Here is a 13,087-nt window from a genome sequence, read left to right as displayed (position 1 = left end):
GCTTGTGAACTGCCTCACATATGCACGATCTTGCTGAGGCGGCGAGCCGGTCGCCCGATGCGGTCCAACGGTCAAGGACGACTGGAAGGAGCGAGGAGCGTGAATGCCTACGCGCCCATCCTCGTGCTCGGCGCCCTCGGGGCAGGGTTTGCGATCTTTTCCGTGGTCATGGCCACGCTTATCGGCCCCAAGCGGTACAACCGGGCAAAGCTCGAAGCGTACGAGTGCGGTATCGAACCCACCCCCACTCCGGCCGGCGGCGGCCGCTTCCCGATCAAGTACTACCTGACGGCGATGCTGTTCATCGTCTTCGACATCGAGATCGTCTTCCTCTACCCCTGGGCGGTCTCCTTCGACGCCCTGGGGATCTTCGGGCTCGTGGAGATGCTGCTCTTCGTGCTCACCGTCTTCGTCGCCTACGCCTACGTGTGGCGTCGCGGCGGCCTGGAATGGGACTGAGGGGCTGAGGGGCACACCATGGGAATCGAAGAGAAGCTGCCGAGCGGCTTCGTACTGACCACTGTCGAGCAGGCCGCCGGCTGGGTGCGGAAGTCCTCCGTCTTCCCCGCCACCTTCGGACTCGCCTGCTGCGCCATCGAGATGATGACGACCGGCGCCGGACGGTACGACCTCGCGCGATTCGGCATGGAGGTCTTCCGGGGCTCGCCCCGGCAGGCCGACCTGATGATCGTCGCGGGACGGGTCAGCCAGAAGATGGCACCGGTGCTGCGGCAGGTCTACGACCAGATGCCGAACCCCAAGTGGGTCATCTCGATGGGCGTGTGCGCGTCCTCGGGCGGGATGTTCAACAACTACGCGATCGTTCAGGGCGTCGACCACATCGTGCCGGTGGACATCTACCTGCCGGGGTGTCCGCCCCGCCCCGAGATGCTGATCGACGCGATCCTCAAGCTCCACGAGAAGATCCAGGGCTCCAAGCTCGGGGTCAACGCCGAGGAGGCCGCCCGTGAGGCTGAGGAAGCGGCGCTCAACGCGCTGCCCCTGATCGAGATGAAGGGGCTGCTGCGATGAGCGGGAACGACGACGGCCGCGAGGGCGCCCTGCCCGCCCCGCGCGAGGACTCCGGCGAGGTCATCCGGGTGCGCAGGGGGATGTTCGGCGCGAACAACGGCGGCGACACCTCCGGTTACGGCGGTCTCGTCCGTACGGTGACGCTGCCCGGCGCGACCCCCCGCCCGTACGGCGGGTGGTTCGACGAGGTGGCCGACGAACTCGAAGGCGCCCTGGAGGAACAGGGACTGGTCCCGGAGGAGGCCGTCGAACGGACGGTCGTCGACCGGGGCGAGCTGACCTTCCACGTCGCCCGCGAGCACCTGCTCACCGTCGCCCGCACCCTGCGCGACGACCCGGCGCTCCGCTTCGAGCTCTGCACCGGCGTCAGCGGCGTCCACTTCCTCGGCGACGAGGGCCGCGAGCTGCACGCCGTCTACCACCTGCGGTCGCTCACCCACGGACGGCTCATCCGGCTGGAGGTGTCCGCCCCGGACAGCGACCCGCACGTCCCGTCCCTGGTCGAGGTCTATCCGACCAACGACTGGCACGAGCGCGAGACCTACGACTTCTTCGGGCTCGTCTTCGACGGGCACCCCGCCCTCACCCGGATCATGATGCCGGACGACTGGCAGGGCCACCCGCAGCGCAAGGACTACCCGCTCGGCGGCATCGCCATCGAGTACAAGGGCGCCCAGATCCCGGCTCCGGACCAGCGGAGGTCGTACTCCTGATGAGCACTCCCCACACCCACCCCGCGGCGGGCGCCGCGTACTCCGACGCCCGCGAGACGACGGAGGGGACCGTGTACACGGTCTCCGGCGGCGACTGGGACGAGATCGCCGAAGCGGCGGTCAAGTCCGACGACGAACGCATCATCGTCAACATGGGTCCGCAGCACCCGTCCACGCACGGCGTGCTGCGGCTGATCCTGGAGATCGACGGCGAGACCGTCACCGAGGCCCGCTGCGGCATCGGCTACCTGCACACCGGCATCGAGAAGAACCTCGAATTCCGGAACTGGACCCAGGGCACCACGTTCGTCACGCGCATGGACTACCTGACGCCGTTCTTCAACGAGACGGCGTACTGCCTCGGCGTCGAGAAGCTGCTCGGCATCGAGGACCAGATCCCGGACCGCGCGAGCGTGCTGCGCGTGCTGCTGATGGAGCTCAACCGCATCTCCTCGCACCTGGTGTGCATCGCCACCGGCGGCATGGAGCTGGGCTCCACCACGATCATGATCTACGGCTTCCGCGACCGGGAGCTGGTGCTCGACCTGTTCGAGCTGATCACCGGTCTCCGGATGAACCACGCGTTCGTCCGGCCGGGCGGCCTCGCCCAGGACCTGCCGCCGGGCGCGGTCGACCAGATCCGCTCCTTCGTGAAGACCATGAAGAAGAACCTGCCGGAGTACGACAAGCTCGCCACCGGCAACCCCATCTTCAAGGCACGCATGAAGGACGTCGGCTATCTCGACCTGGCCGGCTGCATGGCGCTCGGCGTGACCGGGCCGGTGCTCCGCTCGGCCGGACTGCCGCAGGACCTGCGCAGGTCCGACCCGTACTGCGGGTACGAGACCTACGACTTCGACGTGCCCACCGCCGACACCTGCGACTCCTACGGCCGCTTCCTCATCCGGCTGGAGGAGATGCGGCAGTCGCTGCGGATCGTCGAGCAGTGCCTCGACCGGCTCGCGCCGGGCCCGGTGATGGTCGCCGACAAGAAGATCGCCTGGCCCGCGCAGCTCGCGCTCGGACCGGACGGCCTCGGCAACTCGCTGGAGCACATCAAGAAGATCATGGGCACCTCCATGGAGGCGCTGATCCACCACTTCAAGCTGGTGACCGAGGGCTTCCGGGTCCCGGCCGGGCAGGCGTACACCGCCGTCGAGTCGCCCAAGGGCGAACTGGGCGTGCACACCGTCTCCGACGGCGGGACCCGCCCCTACCGGGTCCACTTCCGCGACCCGTCCTTCACCAATCTCCAGGCCATGGCGGCGATGTGCGAGGGCGGCCAGGTCGCCGACGTCATCGTCGCCGTCGCGTCCATCGACCCCGTGATGGGAGGCGTCGACCGGTGACCGCACCTCAAGAAGTCAGCCTGGGGATGCCGCAGCTCCCCGCCCCCGCGTACCCCGCAGAGGTACGCGCCCGGCTCGAAGCGGACGCGCGGGAGGTGATCGCCCGCTACCCCGGCAGCCGCTCCGCGCTGCTGCCGCTGCTGCACCTGGTGCAGTCCGAGGAGGGGTACGTCTCCCGCACCGGCATGGCGTTCTGCGCCGAGATGCTCGACCTCACCACCGCGGAGGTCACCGCGGTGGCGACCTTCTACACGATGTACCGCCGCCGGCCGAGCGGTGACTACCAGGTCGGCGTCTGCACCAACACGCTGTGCGCGGTGATGGGCGGCGACGAGATCTTCGACCGGCTCAAGGGCCACCTCGGCGTCGGGGACGACGGGTCCGACATGACCACCGCGGACGGCAAGGTCACGCTCGAACACATCGAGTGCAACGCGGCCTGCGACTTCGCGCCCGTCGTGATGGTCAACTGGGAGTTCTTCGACAACCAGACACCCGAGAGCGCGACGCGGCTTGTGGACGACCTCATCGCCGGGCGGCCCGTCGAACCCACCCGCGGCGCCCCGCTCTGCACGTACAAGGAGACGGCCCGCATCCTGGCCGGCTTCCCCGACGAGCGGCCCGGAGCAGTGGCGGCGACCGGCGGCGCGGGACACGCTTCGCTGGCCGGACTCCGGCTCGCCAAGGGCGAGAGCGGCACCCACCGGGTGGTGGGCCCGCGCGGCGGCTCCCAGCAGGACGCCCCGCACGACGCGCCCCACGACCCGTCGCCCACCGAGCACCTCAGCTCGCACGACGCACCGCAGCAGACATCGGCCTCCGACCCGGACCACCCGGCCGGACCCGCAGCCGAGGAGGGGGAGTGATGACCTTGGCCGCCGAGATCGACAAGAACGGGACCGACCCCGAGAAGCTCCTCGCCCCCGTCCTCTCCGCGCACTGGGACCAGCCCGAGTCGTGGACGCTGGACACCTACCGCCGCCACGACGGGTACGAGGGACTGCGCAAAGCCCTCGCCATGACGCCGGACGACCTGATCGCGTACGTCAAGGACTCCGGTCTGCGCGGACGCGGCGGCGCCGGCTTCCCCACCGGGATGAAGTGGCAGTTCATCCCGCAGGGCGACGGCAAGCCGCACTACCTCGTCGTCAACGCCGACGAGTCGGAGCCCGGGACCTGCAAGGACATCCCGCTGCTCTTCGCCAACCCGCACAGCCTCATCGAGGGCATCGTGATCGCCTGTTACGCGATCCGCTCCTCGCACGCCTTCATCTATCTGCGCGGCGAGGTCGTCCCCGTGCTGCGGCGACTGCACGAGGCCGTCCGCGAGGCCTACGAGGCCGGCTTCCTCGGCAAGGACGTCCTCGGCTCCGGGCTCGACCTGGAACTCACCGTGCACGCGGGCGCCGGGGCGTACATCTGCGGGGAGGAGACCGCGCTGCTGGACTCCCTCGAAGGGCGGCGCGGCCAGCCCCGGCTGCGGCCCCCCTTCCCCGCGGTCGCCGGGCTCTACGCCTGCCCCACCGTGGTGAACAACGTGGAGTCCATCGCCTCGGTTCCCGCGATCCTGAACCGCGGCAAGGACTGGTTCAAGTCGATGGGCACCGAGAAGTCGCCCGGCTTCACCCTCTACTCCCTCAGCGGCCACGTCGCCGGACCCGGGCAGTACGAGGCGCCGCTCGGCATCACGCTGCGGCAACTCCTCGACATGAGCGGCGGGATGCGGCCCGGACACCGGCTGAAGTTCTGGACGCCGGGCGGTTCCTCCACCCCGATGTTCACCGAGGAGCACCTCGACGTGCCCCTCGACTACGAGGGCGTCGGCGCCGCCGGGTCCATGCTCGGCACCAAGGCGCTGCAGTGCTTCGACGAGACCACCTGCGTCGTCCGCGCCGTCACCCGGTGGACCGAGTTCTACGCCCACGAGTCCTGCGGCAAGTGCACCCCGTGCCGCGAGGGGACGTACTGGCTCGTCCAGTTGCTCCGCGACATCGAAGCGGGCAAGGGCCGGCCGGGCGACCTCGACAAGCTGAACGACATCGCCGACAACATCAACGGCAAGTCCTTCTGCGCGCTGGGCGACGGAGCCGCGTCGCCGATCTTCTCGTCCCTGAAGTACTTCCGCGACGAGTACGAGCAGCACATCACCGGCAAGGGCTGCCCCTTCGATCCCGCCAAGTCGACCCTGTGGGCCGACGACACGAACGCTCACCGGGGGGTGAACGCATGACAGTCACCACGAGTGCGCCCTCCGGGGGCGGCGACACGGCCGTACCGCCCGAGGACCTGGTCACGCTGACCATCGACGGCATCGAGATCAGCGTCCCGAAGGGGACCCTGGTCATCCGGGCCGCCGAACTCCTCGGCATCGAGATCCCGCGCTTCTGCGACCACCCGCTCCTCGACCCGGCCGGCGCCTGCCGGCAGTGCATCGTCGAGGTCGAGGGCCAGCGCAAGCCGATGGCGTCCTGCACCATCACGTGCACCGACGGCATGGTGGTGAAGTCGCAGATCACCTCGCCCGTGGCGGAGAAGGCCCAGAAGGGTGTGATGGAGCTGCTGCTCATCAACCACCCGCTGGACTGCCCGGTCTGCGACAAGGGCGGCGAGTGCCCGTTGCAGAACCAGGCCATGTCGCACGGGGGCTCGGACTCCCGGTTCGAGGGGCGCAAGCGGACCTTCGAGAAGCCCGTCCCGATCTCCACCCAGGTGCTGCTGGACCGCGAGCGGTGCGTGCTCTGCGCGCGCTGCACCCGGTTCTCCAACCAGGTGGCGGGCGACCCGATGATCGAGCTGACCGAGCGCGGCGCGCTCCAGCAGGTCGGCATCGGCGAGGGCGACCCCTTCCAGTCGTACTTCTCCGGCAACACCATCCAGATCTGCCCGGTCGGCGCGCTCACCTCCGCCGCCTACCGGTTCCGCTCCCGCCCGTTCGACCTGGTCTCCTCGCCGTCGGTGTGCGAGCACTGCGCGGGCGGCTGCGCGACCCGCACCGACCACCGGCGCGGCAAGGTCATGCGGCGGCTCGCCGCCAACGACCCCGAGGTCAACGAGGAGTGGGTCTGCGACAAGGGCCGGTTCGGCTTCCGCTACGCCCAGCAGCGGGACCGGCTCACCACCCCGCTGGTGCGCAACGCCGACGGGGTGCTGGAGCCGGCGAGCTGGCCCGAGGCGCTGGCCGCGGCGGCGGCCGGACTCGGCGCGGCCCGCGGCCGGGCCGGAGTGCTCACCGGAGGCCGGCTCACCGTCGAGGACGCCTACGCGTACAGCAAGTTCGCCCGGGTCGCGCTCGACACCAACGACATCGACTTCCGGGCCCGCGCGCACAGCGGCGAGGAGGCGGACTTCCTGGCGTCCCGGGTGGCCGGCCACGGCCGTGACCTGGACGGCGGGGGCGTCACCTACACCTCGCTGGAGAAGGCGCCCGCGGTGCTGCTGGCCGGCATCGAGGCCGAGGAGGAGGCGCCCGGCGTCTTCCTGCGGCTGCGCAAGGCCCACCGCAAGGGCGGACAGCGGACCTTCGGGCTCGCCAGTCACGCCAGCCGGGGCCTGGTGAAGGCGGGCGGCACGCTGCTGCCGGCCGCGCCCGGCACCGAGACCGAGTGGCTGGACGCGCTCGCGGGCGGCGTCGGCCTGGAGGGCGCGGGAGCCGAGGCGGCGACCGCGCTGCGCGAGCGGGGCGCGGTGATCGTGGTGGGCGAACGCCTGGCCGCGGTGCCCGGCGCGCTGACCGCGGTCCTGCGGACCGCCACCGCCACCGGGGCGGAGCTGGTGTGGATTCCGCGCAGGGCCGGCGAACGCGGGGCGATCGAGGCGGGGGCGCTGCCCTCGCTGCTGCCCGGCGGACGCCCGGCCACCGACCCGCGGGCCCGCGACGAGGTGGCGGCCGTCTGGGGCGTCGCCGAACTCCCCACCGGCTACGGCCGCGACACCGGCCAGATCGTCGAGGCCGCCGCGTCCGGCGAGATCGGCGCCCTGCTGGTCGCCGGCGTCGAGCCCCGCGACCTGCCGGACCCGGCCGGGGCGCTGGACGCCCTCGACCGGGTCGGGTTCCTGGTCTCCCTGGAGCTGCGGCCCAGCGAGGTCACCGAACGCGCCGACGTCGTCTTCCCGGTCGCCGCGGTCGCCGAGAAGTCCGGCACCTTCCTCAACTGGGAGGGCCGGGCCCGGATGTTCGAGGCCGCGCTCAAGCCCGAGCACATGACCCGCACCCTCCCGCCGACCGACGGCCGGGTGCTGCACATGCTGGCCGACGCGCTCGACGTGCCCTTCGCGCTGCCCGACCTCGCCGCGGCCCGCCGCGAGCTGGACCGGCTCGGCGGCCCGGAGGACGGCCACGCCGCGCCCCCGCGCGAGACCGCGGAGCCGCTGCCCCGCCCCGGCGACGGCGAGGCGGTCCTCGCGGGCCACCGGATGCTGCTCGACCTGGGCCTCCTCCAGGAGGGCGACGAGGCGCTGGCCGGCACCCGGCACCCCGCCGTGGCCCGGCTCTCCGCCGTCACCGCCGCCGAGACCGGGGTGAAGGACGGCGACCTGCTCGCCGTCTCCGGCCCGGCCGGCTCCGTCGAACTCCCGTTGCTGATCACCGAGATGCCGGACCGGGTGGTCTGGGTCCCGCTGAACTCCGTGGGCCGGGGCGTCGCGGGCGACACCGGGGCCCGCCCCGGCGGCCTGGTCCGCATCGGCCCGGCCGCAGTTCCCGCCCAGAACCCGGAGGTGCGCCCGTGACCGGCCTCGCTCCACTCGCCGCCGAGGACCTGTCGATGTTCGGCACCGACCCCTGGTGGCTGGTCGTCGTCAAGGCGGTCTTCTGCTTCGCGTTCCTGATGGTGACGGTGCTCTTCGCCATCGTCTGGGAGCGCAAGGTCGTCGCCTGGATGCAGTTGCGCATCGGCCCCAACCGGCACGGTCCCTGGGGGCTGCTGCAGTCCCTCGCCGACGGCGTCAAGCTGATGCTGAAGGAGGACCTGGTCGTCAAGCGTGCCGACAAGGTCGTCTACGTCCTCGCCCCGGTCGTCGCCGCCATCCCCGCGTTCATGGCGATCGCGGTGATCCCGTTCGGCCCGGCCGGCAACGAGGTGTCGATCTTCGGCCACCGCACCACGATGCAGCTCACCGACCTGCCGATCGCGATGCTCTACATCCTCGCGGTCGCCTCCGTCGGCATCTACGGCATCGTGCTGGCCGGCTGGTCGTCCGGCTCGACGTACCCGCTGCTCGGCGGGCTCCGCTCGTGCGCGCAGATGATCAGCTACGAGATCGCCATGGGCGCCGCGTTCGCCTCGGTCTTCCTCTACTCCGGGTCGATGTCGACCTCGGCGATCGTGGAGGCGCAGGCGGACCGCTGGTTCGTCATCCTGCTGCCGGTCTCCTTCATCATCTACATCGTCACCATGGTCGGGGAGACCAACCGCGCCCCGTTCGACATGCCCGAGTCCGAGGGCGACCTGGTCGGCGGCTTCAACACCGAGTACTCCTCGATCAAGTTCGCGATGTTCATGCTCGCCGAGTACGTCAACATGGTGACCGTCTCCGCGGTCTCCGCGACGCTGTTCCTCGGCGGCTGGCGCGCCCCGTACCCGATCAGCACCTTCTGGGAGGGCGCGAACCACGGCTGGTGGCCGATGCTCTGGTTCGTCGTCAAGGTCCAGCTGCTGCTGTTCTTCTTCATCTGGCTGCGCGGCTCGCTGCCCCGCGTCCGCTACGACCAGCTCATGAAGCTCGGCTGGAAGGTCCTGATCCCGGTCTCCGTGGTCTGGCTGATGATGGTCGCCACCGTCCGCGCGCTGCGCAACGAGGGCTACGACTTCACCAACATCGTGCTCTACGTGGCCGGGGCGGTGATCGCGGTCCTGCTGGTCTCCTTCGTCGCCGACATGTTCCGCGACCGGGCGGCCCGTGCCGAGGACGAACGGGCCGGGCCGGAGCCCGCGTTCGACCCGATGGCGGGCGGATATCCGGTGCCCCCGCTGCCCGGACAGACCCTGCCGCCGGTGCCCCGGCGCACCCCCAGGCGCGAGCGGCAGCTCGTTGTCAGTGGCGGCACGGATACCCGGAGTGACGAAACCGCGAGTGACGGAAAGGAGGCCGGCAGTGTCTGAATCCAGGAACGCGAAGGACGCCCGCAAGGCCCTCGGGTCCGGCGGCCCGGCCGAACCCGGTCCCGCCGGGTCGGGGGACGGCTTCCAGAACCCCGTGGCCGGCTTCGGCGTGACCTTCAAGGCCATGTTCAAGAAGCGGCTCACGGAGCAGTATCCGGAGACGCCCAAGGTCACCGCGCCGCGCTTCCACGGCCGGCACCAGCTCAACCGCCACCCGGACGGGCTGGAGAAGTGCGTCGGCTGCGAGCTGTGCGCCTGGGCCTGTCCGGCCGACGCGATCTACGTCGAGGGCGCGGACAACACCGACGAGGAGCGGTACTCCCCGGGCGAGCGGTACGGCCGCGTCTACCAGATCAACTACGCCCGGTGCATCCTCTGCGGGCTCTGCATCGAGGCGTGCCCCACCCGCGCGCTGACCATGACCAACGAGTTCGAGCTCGCCAACACCACCCGCGCCAGCCTCATCTACACCAAGGACGAGCTGCTGGCGGGGCTGGAGGAGGGCATGGTCGACAGCCCGCACGCGATCTTCCCCGGCATGGACGAACAGGACTACTACCGCGGGCTGGTCACCGAGGCCGCCCCCGGGACGGTGCCGCAGCAGGCCGTCTCCCAGGGGGAGCGGGAGAAGCCCGGGGACGTGCCCGCCGAGCGGCCGGGCAGCGCCCCGGCCGACCGGGTGCCGCCCGCCGGCCTGTCCCCGGACACCCCGGACGCGCCGTCGCGCGCGACGGCGCCCGGCACCGACCCGAGCGGAACGGCCCCGTCGGGCGCGGTCCCGCACGGTTCCGCCCCGCACGACCGCGAGAAGGGGGCGGGCGCATGACCGGCCTGGCCGCAGCGGCCTCCACCACCTCCACCGGTGAGGCCTTCCAGTTCTGGGTGCTCGGCACCGTCGCCGTCGTCGGAGCGCTGTCGACGGTCCTGATGAAGCGGGCGGTGCACAGCGCGCTCTCGCTCGCCGGGACCATGATCGTGCTGGCGGTGTTCTACCTCGCCAACGGCGCGTACTTCCTCGGCATCGTGCAGATCGTCGTCTACACCGGCGCGATCATGATGCTCTTCCTGTTCGTCGTCATGCTGGTCGGCGTCACCGCGGCGGACTCCCTGAAGGAGACGCTCAAGGGCCAGCGGTGGCTCGCGGTCGGCTGCGGGCTCGGCTTCGGGATCCTGCTGATCGCGGGCATCGGGAACGCCTCGCTCAGCAGCTTCAACGGCCTCGGCGCGGCCAACGCCGCCCACGGGGGCAACGTCGAGGGACTGGCCAACCTCATCTTCACCAAGTACGTCTTCGCCTTCGAGATCACCGGCGCGCTGCTGATCACCGCGACGGTCGGCGCGATGGTGCTGACGCACCGCGAGCGCACCGAACGGGCCGCGACCCAGCGCGAGCTGGCCGAGGTACGGGTCCGCTCGGGCCAGCTCCCGCCGCTGCCCGCCCCCGGCGTCTACGCCCGGCACAACGCGGTGGACATCGCCGGCCTGCTGCCGGACGGCACCCCGTCCGAGCTGACCGTGATGCGGACGCTGCGCGAGCGCGGCCAGATCCGTGACGTGTCCGACGAGGCGCTCGCCGACCTGAAGGCACTGGAACAGCGCTCGGGCGAACGCCTCGGCCGCGGCGCCGGGCCCGCCCGCGGCGCGGTCGGCCCCACCCCGGCCGACACGACGGAGGCCGTCAAGTGAACCCGGTCAACTACCTCTACCTCGCCGCCCTGTTGTTCACCATCGGTGCGGCCGGGGTGCTGATCAGGCGGAACGCGATCGTGGTGTTCATGTGCGTCGAGCTGATGCTCAACGCCTGCAACCTCGCCTTCGTGACCTTCTCCCGCATGCACGGCAACCTCGACGGGCAGATCGTCGCGTTCTTCACGATGGTCGTCGCCGCCGCGGAGGTCGTCGTCGGGCTGGCGATCATCGTGTCGCTGTTCCGCTCACGCCACTCGGCCTCGGTCGACGACGCCAGCCTGATGAAGCTGTAAGGGGCTGAATCGTGGAGAATCTGATTGCGCTGCTCGTCGCGGCGCCCCTGCTCGGTGCGGTGGTCCTGCTGTGCGGCGGCCGCCGGCTCGACCGGGCCGGACACTGGGTCGGCACGCTCTTCGCCGCGGCCTCGTTCGCCGTCGGCCTGGTGCTCTTCGCCGACCTGCTGGGCAGGGGCGCCGAGGAGCGCCTGCTGCACCAGAAGCTGTTCAGCTGGATCCCGGTGGAGGGCTTCCAGGCCGACATCGCCTTCCAGCTCGACCAGTTGTCGATGACGTTCGTCCTGCTGATCACCGGCGTGGGCACGCTCATCCACATCTACTCGATCGGCTACATGGAGCACGACGAACGCCGTCGCCGCTTCTTCGGCTATCTGAACCTCTTCCTCGCGGCGATGCTGCTGCTGGTCCTCGCCGACAACTACCTGCTGCTGTACATGGGCTGGGAGGGCGTCGGCCTCGCCTCGTACCTGCTGATCGGCTTCTGGCAGCACAAGCCGAGCGCGGCGACCGCGGCCAAGAAGGCGTTCCTGGTCAACCGGGTCGGTGACATCGGGCTGTCGATCGCGATCATGCTGATGTTCACCACCTTCGGCACCTTCGCCTTCGGCCCGGTCCTCGGAGCGACGGGTGACACGGGCGAGGGCAAGCTCACCGCCATCGGCCTGATGCTGCTGCTGGCGGCCTGCGGCAAGTCCGCCCAGGTGCCGCTCCAGTCCTGGCTCGGCGACGCGATGGAGGGCCCGACCCCGGTCTCGGCCCTCATCCACGCCGCCACCATGGTGACCGCCGGCGTCTACCTCGTCGTCCGGTCCGGCGCGATCTTCAACGCCGCCCCCGACGCCCAGCTCGTCGTCGCCATCGTCGGAGCGGTCACCCTGCTCTTCGGTGCGATCGTCGGTTGCGCCAAGGACGACATCAAGAAGGCGCTGGCCGGCTCGACGATGTCGCAGATCGGCTACATGATCCTGGCGGCCGGGCTCGGCCCCGTCGGATACGTCTTCGCGATCATGCACCTGGTGACGCACGGCTTCTTCAAGGCCGGGCTCTTCCTCGGCGCCGGCTCCGTCATGCACGGCATGAACGACGAGGTCGACATGCGGAAGTTCGGCGGCCTGCGCAGGTACATGCCGGTCACCTTCGTCACCTTCGGCCTCGGCTACCTCGCGATCATCGGCTTCCCCGGCCTCTCCGGCTTCTTCTCCAAGGACAAGATCATCGAGGCGGCCTTCGCCAAGGGCGGCACCGAGGGCTGGATCCTCGGCTCGGTCGCCCTGCTGGGCGCCGCGATCACCGCGTTCTACATGACCCGCGTGATGCTGATGACCTTCTTCGGCGAGAAGCGCTGGCAGCCGGACGCGGAGGGCCACGAGCCGCACCCGCACGAGTCGCCGAAGTCGATGACGATCCCCATGATCGTGCTGGCCTTCGGTTCGGTCTTCGCCGGCGGCTTCTTCTCGATCGGCGACCGCTTCCTGCACTGGCTGGAGCCGGTCACCGGGCACGACCACGGGCACGCCCCGGTCAGCGCCACCACCGTCACCGCCGCCACCATGGTGGTCCTGGTGATCGGAGTGGCCGTCGCCTGGCTGATGTACGGCCGCAGGCCCGTCCCGGTGGCCGCCCCGCGCGGCTCGCTGCTCACCCGGGCCGCCCGGCGCGACCTGCTCCAGGACGACTTCAACCACGTGGTGCTGGTCCGCGGCGGGGAGCACCTCACCCGCTCGCTGGTCTACGTCGACCACTCGCTGGTCGACGGCGTCGTCAACGGCACGGCCGCGTCGGTCGGCGGACTCTCGGGCCGGATGCGCCGGCTCCAGAACGGCTACGCCCGGTCCTACGCGGTCTCGATGTTCGGCGGTACGGCGGTCGTCATCGCCGCGACCCTGCTGATGAGGGCGGTCTGATCC

The 13,087-nt window shown here is 70.6% G+C and carries 12 protein-coding genes; all 12 read left to right on the top strand.

The window, feature by feature from the left end:
* Positions 1–99: 99 nt before the first annotated feature.
* Genes Q0994_RS16535 through nuoL form a run of 12 tightly spaced genes read left to right on the top strand, consistent with a single transcriptional unit; the run spans position 100 to position 13,084 of the window.
* Complete coding sequence (locus tag Q0994_RS16535) at positions 100–459, top strand: NADH-quinone oxidoreductase subunit A (RefSeq protein ID WP_003967084.1); 360 nt, start codon at positions 100–102, stop codon at positions 457–459.
* Positions 460–477: 18 nt separating this feature from the next.
* On the top strand, positions 478–1,032 hold the full coding sequence (locus tag Q0994_RS16530; RefSeq protein WP_299535087.1) for an NADH-quinone oxidoreductase subunit B family protein: 555 nt from the start codon (positions 478–480) through the stop codon (positions 1,030–1,032).
* Positions 1,029–1,745, top strand: coding sequence for an NADH-quinone oxidoreductase subunit C (locus Q0994_RS16525; RefSeq protein WP_299535085.1), 717 nt, complete (start codon positions 1,029–1,031; stop codon positions 1,743–1,745). Before Q0994_RS16530 ends, Q0994_RS16525 begins: the two co-directional genes overlap by 4 nt.
* Positions 1,745–3,094, top strand: a complete 1,350-nt coding sequence (locus Q0994_RS16520; protein WP_299535083.1) for an NADH-quinone oxidoreductase subunit D — start codon at positions 1,745–1,747, stop codon at positions 3,092–3,094. The genes Q0994_RS16525 and Q0994_RS16520 overlap by 1 nt, the downstream gene beginning before the upstream one ends.
* A gap of 26 nt (positions 3,095–3,120) precedes the next feature.
* Positions 3,121–3,960: an NADH-quinone oxidoreductase subunit NuoE gene (gene nuoE, locus Q0994_RS16515; protein WP_299535729.1), complete on the top strand. Its 840-nt coding sequence runs from the start codon at positions 3,121–3,123 to the stop codon at positions 3,958–3,960.
* A complete protein-coding gene (gene nuoF, locus Q0994_RS16510; RefSeq protein ID WP_299535081.1) occupies positions 3,957–5,324 on the top strand; it encodes an NADH-quinone oxidoreductase subunit NuoF in 1,368 nt (455 codons plus the stop codon). The genes nuoE and nuoF overlap by 4 nt, the downstream gene beginning before the upstream one ends.
* Complete coding sequence (locus Q0994_RS16505) at positions 5,321–7,822, top strand: NADH-quinone oxidoreductase subunit G (protein ID WP_299535077.1); 2,502 nt, start codon at positions 5,321–5,323, stop codon at positions 7,820–7,822. Before nuoF ends, Q0994_RS16505 begins: the two co-directional genes overlap by 4 nt.
* A 35-nt stretch (positions 7,823–7,857) precedes the next feature.
* Entirely contained in the window at positions 7,858–9,195 is a 1,338-nt protein-coding gene (nuoH, locus tag Q0994_RS16500) for an NADH-quinone oxidoreductase subunit NuoH (RefSeq protein WP_299535727.1), read from the top strand.
* A complete protein-coding gene (gene nuoI / locus Q0994_RS16495) occupies positions 9,188–10,021 on the top strand; it encodes an NADH-quinone oxidoreductase subunit NuoI (RefSeq protein ID WP_299535074.1) in 834 nt (277 codons plus the stop codon). Before nuoH ends, nuoI begins: the two co-directional genes overlap by 8 nt.
* Positions 10,018–10,881: an NADH-quinone oxidoreductase subunit J gene (locus Q0994_RS16490; protein ID WP_299535072.1), complete on the top strand. Its 864-nt coding sequence runs from the start codon at positions 10,018–10,020 to the stop codon at positions 10,879–10,881. Before nuoI ends, Q0994_RS16490 begins: the two co-directional genes overlap by 4 nt.
* Entirely contained in the window at positions 10,878–11,177 is a 300-nt protein-coding gene (gene nuoK, locus Q0994_RS16485; protein WP_299535070.1) for an NADH-quinone oxidoreductase subunit NuoK, read from the top strand. Before Q0994_RS16490 ends, nuoK begins: the two co-directional genes overlap by 4 nt.
* An 11-nt stretch (positions 11,178–11,188) precedes the next feature.
* Entirely contained in the window at positions 11,189–13,084 is a 1,896-nt protein-coding gene (gene nuoL, locus Q0994_RS16480) for an NADH-quinone oxidoreductase subunit L (protein ID WP_299535068.1), read from the top strand.
* Positions 13,085–13,087 lie beyond the last annotated feature (3 nt).

Source organism: uncultured Streptomyces sp. (assembly GCF_947488945.1).
In the GTDB taxonomy this organism is placed as follows: Bacteria; Actinomycetota; Actinomycetes; order Streptomycetales; family Streptomycetaceae; genus Streptomyces.
Note: the sequence above shows the minus strand (reverse complement) of the source record. Positions and strands in the feature narration are given on the sequence as shown.

Coding starts and splice junctions, on each gene's coding strand:
- Q0994_RS16530 (WP_299535087.1), top strand. CDS start 478: ATGGGAATCGAAGAGAAGCTGCCGAGCGGCTTCGTACTGACCACTGTC.
- Q0994_RS16525 (WP_299535085.1), top strand. CDS start 1,029: ATGAGCGGGAACGACGACGGCCGCGAGGGCGCCCTGCCCGCCCCGCGC.
- Q0994_RS16520 (WP_299535083.1), top strand. CDS start 1,745: ATGAGCACTCCCCACACCCACCCCGCGGCGGGCGCCGCGTACTCCGAC.
- nuoE (WP_299535729.1), top strand. CDS start 3,121: ATGCCGCAGCTCCCCGCCCCCGCGTACCCCGCAGAGGTACGCGCCCGG.
- Q0994_RS16505 (WP_299535077.1), top strand. CDS start 5,321: ATGACAGTCACCACGAGTGCGCCCTCCGGGGGCGGCGACACGGCCGTA.
- nuoH (WP_299535727.1), top strand. CDS start 7,858: ATGTTCGGCACCGACCCCTGGTGGCTGGTCGTCGTCAAGGCGGTCTTC.
- Q0994_RS16490 (WP_299535072.1), top strand. CDS start 10,018: ATGACCGGCCTGGCCGCAGCGGCCTCCACCACCTCCACCGGTGAGGCC.